Origin of the sequence: Pseudomonas sp. GM48 (assembly GCF_000282335.1) — a bacterium.
In the GTDB taxonomy this organism is placed as follows: domain Bacteria; phylum Pseudomonadota; class Gammaproteobacteria; order Pseudomonadales; family Pseudomonadaceae; genus Aquipseudomonas.
In genome coordinates, this window is record NZ_AKJM01000199.1 from 1 (window position 1) to 7,142 (window position 7,142).

At 59.6% G+C, this 7,142-nt stretch carries 7 protein-coding genes and 1 pseudogene; 2 read left to right on the forward strand and 6 right to left on the reverse strand.

Annotated elements, in window-relative coordinates; all coding sequences use genetic code 11:
- The 6 genes and pseudogenes from PMI28_RS00050 to PMI28_RS00025 form a co-directional block, all read right to left on the reverse strand.
- Positions 1-943 (reverse strand): annotated as a pseudogene (locus tag PMI28_RS00050) (type IV secretion protein Rhs); the annotation flags it as partial.
- A 202-nt stretch (positions 944-1,145) separates the two neighbouring features.
- Positions 1,146-1,550 carry a sel1 repeat family protein gene (locus tag PMI28_RS00045; RefSeq protein WP_007992991.1) on the reverse strand — a complete coding sequence of 135 codons (405 nt, stop codon included), beginning with the start codon at positions 1,548-1,550 and terminating at the stop codon, positions 1,146-1,148.
- Positions 1,551-1,922 carry a hypothetical protein gene (locus PMI28_RS00040; RefSeq protein WP_007898892.1) on the reverse strand — a complete coding sequence of 124 codons (372 nt, stop codon included), beginning with the start codon at positions 1,920-1,922 and terminating at the stop codon, positions 1,551-1,553. It lies immediately after the preceding gene.
- A complete protein-coding gene (locus tag PMI28_RS00035; protein ID WP_007992993.1) occupies positions 1,919-2,260 on the reverse strand; it encodes a helix-turn-helix domain-containing protein in 342 nt (113 codons plus the stop codon). The genes PMI28_RS00040 and PMI28_RS00035 overlap by 4 nt, the downstream gene beginning before the upstream one ends.
- A 114-nt stretch (positions 2,261-2,374) precedes the next feature.
- On the reverse strand, positions 2,375-2,830 hold the full coding sequence (locus PMI28_RS00030) for a YkvA family protein (protein ID WP_007992994.1): 456 nt from the start codon (positions 2,828-2,830) through the stop codon (positions 2,375-2,377).
- 293 nt (positions 2,831-3,123) lie between these two features.
- Positions 3,124-3,840 (reverse strand): FKBP-type peptidyl-prolyl cis-trans isomerase, encoded by a 717-nt coding sequence (locus PMI28_RS00025; RefSeq protein ID WP_007992997.1) that lies wholly within the window; start codon positions 3,838-3,840, stop codon positions 3,124-3,126.
- 268 nt (positions 3,841-4,108) lie between these two features.
- On the opposite strand from PMI28_RS00025, the gene PMI28_RS00020 reads away from it, so the two are divergent.
- Both PMI28_RS00020 and PMI28_RS00015 read left to right on the forward strand, forming a co-directional pair.
- Positions 4,109-5,911, forward strand: a complete 1,803-nt coding sequence (locus tag PMI28_RS00020; RefSeq protein ID WP_033063644.1) for a di-heme-cytochrome C peroxidase — start codon at positions 4,109-4,111, stop codon at positions 5,909-5,911.
- Between the two features lie 28 nt (positions 5,912-5,939).
- Complete coding sequence (locus PMI28_RS00015; protein ID WP_007992999.1) at positions 5,940-7,076, forward strand: catalase family protein; 1,137 nt, start codon at positions 5,940-5,942, stop codon at positions 7,074-7,076.
- Positions 7,077-7,142: the final 66 nt, after the last annotated feature.

Below are 7,142 nucleotides of genomic sequence, written 5' to 3' on the forward strand. Positions count from 1 at the left end.
ATTGCGCGCCATGCCGCGCCAAGCGCATCGACAAATAAGCGATGCCCGCCCCGGCCGCGGCGAACGTCAGGATGAGGCCGATCAGCAGGTCGAGCAGCAACTCCACGGCAAATCTCGACAGCGTCTCGGCGGTGGCGCCGGCGATGACACTCGGTGGCAGCATCTCCAGCCACAGACTGGCGGTGCGCAACAGCAGGCACAGCACCGCCTCGTCACTGGCCAGCAGTTGCAGGCGGGCCATCGCCTCGGGGGTTTGCTCCGCCAGTCTGGCCAGCTCGTCAGCGCCGCTGCCCAACTTCTCGGCGAACCGGCGCGGGTCCTGCAGGATCGCCGACAGTTCACCGACGCGGTCCCACACCCCGACCAGCGCCGCCCAGCTGCCGGCGAGCAACCCGTTGCCGACCGCCGCCGCGGTCGACTGCGGCCACCGGGGTTTGAAGCCTTGCCACTCCCCACGCAGCCAGGCCTCCAGCTGCCCGCTCAGCCCGTCATAGGATTTGAACAGTGCACCCAGCTGCTCCGGGGTGACGGCGCTCTGCACGTGCACCCGATAGGACTTGCCCGGCGTGCCTCTGAACTCGCCCTTGCCAAATTCATCCAGGGGGACCGACTTCCTTTCTCCACCCTCCTGCGCCACCACCTCGACCTGAATGTTGCCCAGCGGAATGTCGTACACCGACTCGAACTGGCTCTCGATCAGCAGAATCCCGTTGGCCGGGCACTGCGCCACCGTCGAGAAGAAATCATCGTCGCCGCTGCTGACGACCTTGCTGGTATCACCGAGCTTGATCAGCCGCTCCATGCCCATCAGCGACGGCAGGTCCAGGGCGTGGCTGACCTGATCGGCGCGGCGGTTGAGGAAGCGGCCGAGCTGTTCGCGGTACAGGCTCAGGGTGTGAGGGAAATGGTCGAGCTCCTGCTCGATGCGGGCAATCTGATCCATCAGCGCACCGAAAAGCGGGAAGCAGCATGAAAAACCGGATCAAGCATGAACACTCCCTCGCGCAGGAAAATTGGCGCGAGGGACTTTGCGGAGGATCCGCGAGGAAAGAAGTCAGGAAAGGATGATGTTGGTGTAGGGCAATTCGCTAAAGCGAAAACGGGGCGTAAGGATCGCCCTCACGCCAGTCGGAAATGTCTGTTGATTACATAGAACGGCGGGATGCCAACTCTTTGAGCTTGATCGGCGCCAACGGATGCCCGGCCTGTGCCGCAATCCCCCAAAACCGCGCCGCTTCAATCGGATCCGGTGCCTTGCCCGGCGCCCCGGCCAAACTGATCACGCCAATCTGATACGCCGCCTTGCCATCGCCTGCCAGCGCTGCCAGGCGCAACAGACGCACGCCCTCCTCACGAGCACCAAGGCCGACGCCGCGAAACGTCAGGATGTGCCCATAGAAGCTCTGGGCGCCGACATCGCCCAGATTGGCCATGCGTGCGAACTGGCCTTCGAGCCAGTGCCAGCCCCGTGGCTGACGAACAAACCACGACCAGTGAAACAGCCTGCGCGCGAGCCAGTAGCCGACCCGCGCCTTGAGTCGCAGAAACACTCAGGCCTCGGCCGATTCCGGGTATTCGTACTCGAACACCCGGACTACTTCCGAAGCATGCCAGGACGCGGCGGCAACGCCGTCCGACGGTCCGGAAAAACGCCCGAGGCGCTCGACACATTCAAAAAATCCGGTGCGCGGCAAGCGGCTGGCGCCCTGACTGATCACCAGTGAACTGCGCAATGGCTGCTCCGCCCTGGCATCCAGTGCCGCCAGATGCTCAAGGGCCGCCGTCAGGGTTTGCATGGCCGGCGTCGGCAACTGCAAACGTTCCAGTAATGCCCGATAAGTCAGGAGATGGCGCTGACGACGCGCCTGATCCAGTTCGCCCAGCAATCCGTCCCAATGTTGACGACTGATGCGTACGCTCACGATTCACCCCTCCACCCTGGCACCGTCAATTCCCAGGCCAGGCTGCGACGAATCGCGGCGTCGGGCAGACGCTCGCCACTTTCGATCATGGCCAGGTAAGACGGGCTGATGCCTACCGTGCGGGCCAGCGCCTCGATGGCGATGCCCTTTTCTTCGCGCAAACTGCGTAGTTGATCCAGACCCGGAAGAATCGCGTCTGGTGTTGCCGCCTGAAGCTTCGTGGCGTCAGGCGACGCTTGCTCCTTGATACCTGCTGCTTTCAGTAACGCCTGATACTGAGCCCATGGCAGAACCGCATATTCGGGCTCGCCTTCGCGTGTAATTATCTGAATATCCATGACTACCCCGTAGGACAACAACACTTAGCGAGTCGGCACTTTTCCCTAGAAGTGTAATCCTAACAGCGGCCAAGGTCGCGGGGGGCATCAATCTGTGAACACGTCGAAATCGACTCAGTGTTTTTTCGGGCCTTGAAGCTGAAGTTGCTCGGGGGTATCAGGCAGGCGCTCGACCACCGCGAGCTTCTCCGGCACTTGCCGTTTGCGCCAGGCGCGGAAGGCATTGAGTTCGTCGTCGAGAACTTTCATCAGCCATGCGAGTACGGCGATGTCATCGAGCATGCCAAACAAAGGAATGAAGTCCGGGATCGCATCCACCGGACTGAGGAAGTACATCAGGCCCGCGACAACCGAAACCAGCGCCTTGGGGCTGATGGCTCGATACTCACCGCGCCAATAGGCCAGGCAGAGTGCCTGCAACAGGCGCAAGTCATCCTTGAGCTTGCCCAGTCGATTGCCCTGGCTCGCGCCCTTGCTGGCGACAGCGAACAGCAGGGTTGGCAGTCGGCCACGTGCCAGCAGGCGTCCGGCCAGTGGCAGGAAACGAGCGAAATTCCAGGGTGCTTTCATCATTCCTCCCGTTGAAATGTTATCCACACAAATTGTGGATAACCTTGTGAACAGAGCTGCATTTCATCGCTGCAAGCCCCGTTTTACAAGGCCTCCGTTCAGATCGGGCGTTTTTTACTCATCAAAAAAAACCCATAATTTCATTGACTTGGCTGCCTGGTGCGTCTAGCGCCAACGCTTACTATGCCTAAGACTCCGGCCTAGAGCGTCTGTTCGTTTTGTTTACCCGTGCCTGACGCCAGATGCAACAACGCCCCGCATAAGCGAGGCGTTGTCGGTGAAACACGCGCTGGTTACTTGGCAGCGGCGTCTTCTTTTGCCGGATCCTTGATGGCCAGCAGTTCCAGGTCGAATACCAGTACCGAGTTGGCCGGAATCGCCGGGCTTGGGCTTTGCGCGCCGTAGGCCAGATCAGCAGGGATGTACAGTTTGTACTTCTCGCCAACGTGCATCAGTTGCAGACCTTCGACCCAACCCGGGATCACACCGCTGACCGGCAGATCGATCGGGCTGCCGCGCTCGACGGAGCTGTCGAATACAGTGCCGTTGGTCAGCTTGCCGGTGTAGTGGACGGTCACTACGTCAGTCGGCTTTGGCTGAGCGCCATCGGCTTTCTTCACGACTTCGTACTGCAAGCCGGAAGCGGTGGTGGTCACGCCGGTTTTCTTACCGTTTTCTTCGAGGAATTTCTTGCCGGCAGCGGCCGACTCTTCACTCATCTTGGCCATGCGTTCTTCGGCACGCTTTTGCAGTGCGGCGAACGCCTCAACCAATTCTTCGTCTTTGAGCTTCTGCTCTTTCTTGCCGACGGCGTCTTCGATGCCCTGGGCTACAGCTTTGGAGTCCAGGTCATCCATGCCTTCCTGAGCCAGGCTCTTGCCCATGTTCAGGCCGATACCGTAGGAAGCTTTTTGCGCCGGAGTTTTCAGCTCTACGCTGGTCTGCGAATCACAACCCGCGAGTACCAGGCTAACCAGGGCCACCGCCGCCGCCAACCGATGCTGTTTCATGCTATTTCCTTGTTCATGCGCCTAAAGGGCAATCGAGTAAAGCCGCGAGCTTATCAGGCCGCCACGACCAATGGCTACCGGCATAAGAGCTGGAAACGATTGATAAGTTCAGGTGTTTAAACGCATTTCACAATTCGGCTGATGAAGCTTCTTTCATCTTGCTCCGAAGGTGGCTGACTCGGAACCTGCAACATTTGACGTAATGGCCTCTTGCCGCACCTGCGGCACTCGGGCATAACGGCATGATAATTCGACACGGATGTTTATCTTGCGCCTCTTCTTTCGCTTGCTGGTTCTTATCGCAGTACTGCTCGGGCTGGTCTTGGCCGTGGTTCTTTACTACGTCGCCAACCCGAAATTGCCGACCTGGTCGCCTGCACAACAGGTGCATTACCTGGAGCAATGGAGCGCTGCCGACCGAGAGACTTATTACTTCACACCCCAGGGCACTCAGGTCAAAGGCTTGCGCTACGACTGGTTCACCGCCCTCGAACTGCCCTTCTCGCAGCAACGCTTCGCCACTCCCGAGTACCTTGCCCGCTTCGGTTTTCTGGTGGACCCCGGCCAGAAACCGACACCGAATAACCCCGGCAACCTCCCGGCAGGCTTTACCCAACACCAAAATGCAGGGAGCCCGGACAAGTTTCTGGATATCACCTGCGCGGCTTGCCATACCGGTGAATTGCGTTTCAAGGGCCAAGCCGTGCGTATCGACGGCGGCTCAGCGCAGCATGTGCTGCCGTCCAGCGTTCCTACACTCAAAGGGGGCAGTTTCGGACAAGCGCTGGTGGCCAGCCTGGTCTCGACCTACTACAACCCATGGAAATTCGAACGTTTCGCACGCAACGTGCTGGGGCAGGACTACGAGACGCGCCACAATCAACTGCGCAATGAATTCAAATCTTCACTGGATACGTTCCTCAAAGTGGCCTGGAACGACACCCACCGCGGGCTCTATCCGACCGAGGAAGGCCCGGGGCGCACAGACGCCTTCGGGCGCATCGCCAACGCCAGCTTCGGTGATGCGATTTCCCCCGACAACTATCGCGTGGCCAATGCCCCGGTCGATTATCCGCAGTTGTGGGGCATGTGGACATTCGAATGGGTGCAGTGGAACGGCTCGGCGAAACAACCGATGGCCCGCAACATCGGCGAGGCGCTGGGCGTCGGTGCCACGCTGAACTTCTTCGACACGAACGGCCAGCCACTGACGGGCGATGCCCGCTACCCTTCCAGCGTACGCGTGCGCGATCTGCACCTGATCGAAGAAACCCTGCAACGGCTCGCGCCACCGGCCTGGCCGGAAGATCTGTTAGGCGCGGTCAACAAACCTCTGGCAGCAAAGGGTCGCGTCTTGTTCGCCGAAAACTGCGCGGGTTGTCATGTACCGAGTACCAGCCAGGGCGAGGGGCGATATGTCCAGCACCTGAAAATGGTCCCGGTGGATTACATCGGCACAGACCCCGGTGCGGCCAACAACATCGCCGACCACCGCTTCGACCTTACTGCGTTGCAATGGAAGCAGGCGGAACTGGAAAAACTTGATGTAGAGCCAAAACCCACCGAGCCACTGGACCTGAGCAAGATGTCCGTGGCCAAGGGGCTGGCCTATGTCACGGCATTTGTCCGGGACCGCGCGTATCGAGACGCCAACATTACCCCTGCCGAACGTCCTGAAATGGACGGTTTCGGACTGCCGATCGGTGTGCGCGAATTGCGCTCATACAAGGCCAGGCCATTGGCGGGTATATGGGCGACAGCGCCATTTCTGCACAACGGTTCGGTACCGAGCATTTATCAATTGCTGTCGCCTCAGGATGAGCGTGCGACCACGTTCTACAAAGGCACTTTCGAATACGACCCGGAACACCTCGGCTACCGCACCGAAGCCATTACCAATGGTTTTCTGTTCGACACGCGAATCACCGGCAACCACAACAGTGGTCATGAATTCCGTGCCGGCAAACTCGGGAATGGCGTGATCGGCCGCGGGTTGCAGCCGGAAGAACGCTGGGCACTTCTGGAGTATCTGAAAGTGTTGGGCGGACCGCTGGAAGGGCAATTGCCATGACCACAGCCTCAGTCAAAAGGACGTGTCCATGCTGATAACTCTCTGGCTGCGCCTGGGCGCCTTCCTCGGCAAACTGTTGTTGTGGTTGCTGGGTCTCGGAGTGCTTGGCTGGGCATTGGCCAACGCCTGGTTTGCCTGGCAGCATCGTGGACCGGTCTCGGCACAGGAGTTGATTCCGGACGCTGAAGCCGCGATGACCCAGGACATCATTCAGACCGCCGTACGCATCGTCGATCAGCACCGCGAAAGCACCCGCTACCTGCGCGACGCCCATGCCAAGGCCCACGGCTGTGTGAAGGCCGAGGTTCAGGTGCTGCCGGAATTACCAGGCGAACTGCGTCAGGGCGTGTTCAGCGAGCCGGGCAAAACCTGGCAAGCGACGATGCGCCTGTCCAACGGCAATGCCTACCCGCAGTTCGATAGCATCCGCGATGCCCGGGGTATGGCGATCAAACTGTTCGATGTGCCTGGCAAGCCACTGCTGAGCGATCAGCCAGGCCGAGGCGAACAGGATTTCGTAATGTTCAGTCACCCGAACTTCTTTGTGAGTAATGTCGCCGAATACCGTCAGAACGTCGCCGCCCAGGCCGACGGTAAAAAGATGATGGCTTTCTTCCCTGGCCGGGATCCACGCACCTGGCAGGTTCGCCACCTGTTTATTGCCCTGGCGACGCTGTCCCCTGCCCCGTCGAGCCCGACCCAGGCGACTTACTTTTCGGTTTCGCCCTACAAGTTCGGTGAAGCCAATGCGAAGTTCCGGATCATGCCCGATCCGGCAAGCTGCCCGACCTACAACCTGCCCGAACAGAATCGCAAGTTGCCGAACTTCCTGCGCAATGCGCTGAACCAGCAGCTGTCGACTGACCGGGTACCCGCGTGTTTCGTTTTGCAAATCCAGCGGCAGGACGCCAACAAGTACATGCCGATTGAAGACACCAGCATTGAGTGGCGCGAGAGCGATGCGCCCTTCGAGACCGTGGCACGGATCAATGTGCCGGCGCAGGACTTCGATACACCGGAACTGAACCTGCAATGCGACAACCAGTCATTCAATCCCTGGTTCGGTATCGAAGCACACCGCCCCATCGGCGGTATCAATCGCCTGCGCAAAGCCGTGTATGAAGCCGTCAGCGACTACCGACACAGGCGCAACGCCGAGCAATAAACCGTCAGAAATGAAAAAAGCGCCCCAAGGTTAATGCCAGTCATTTAAGCAATTTCAGCCGCGACA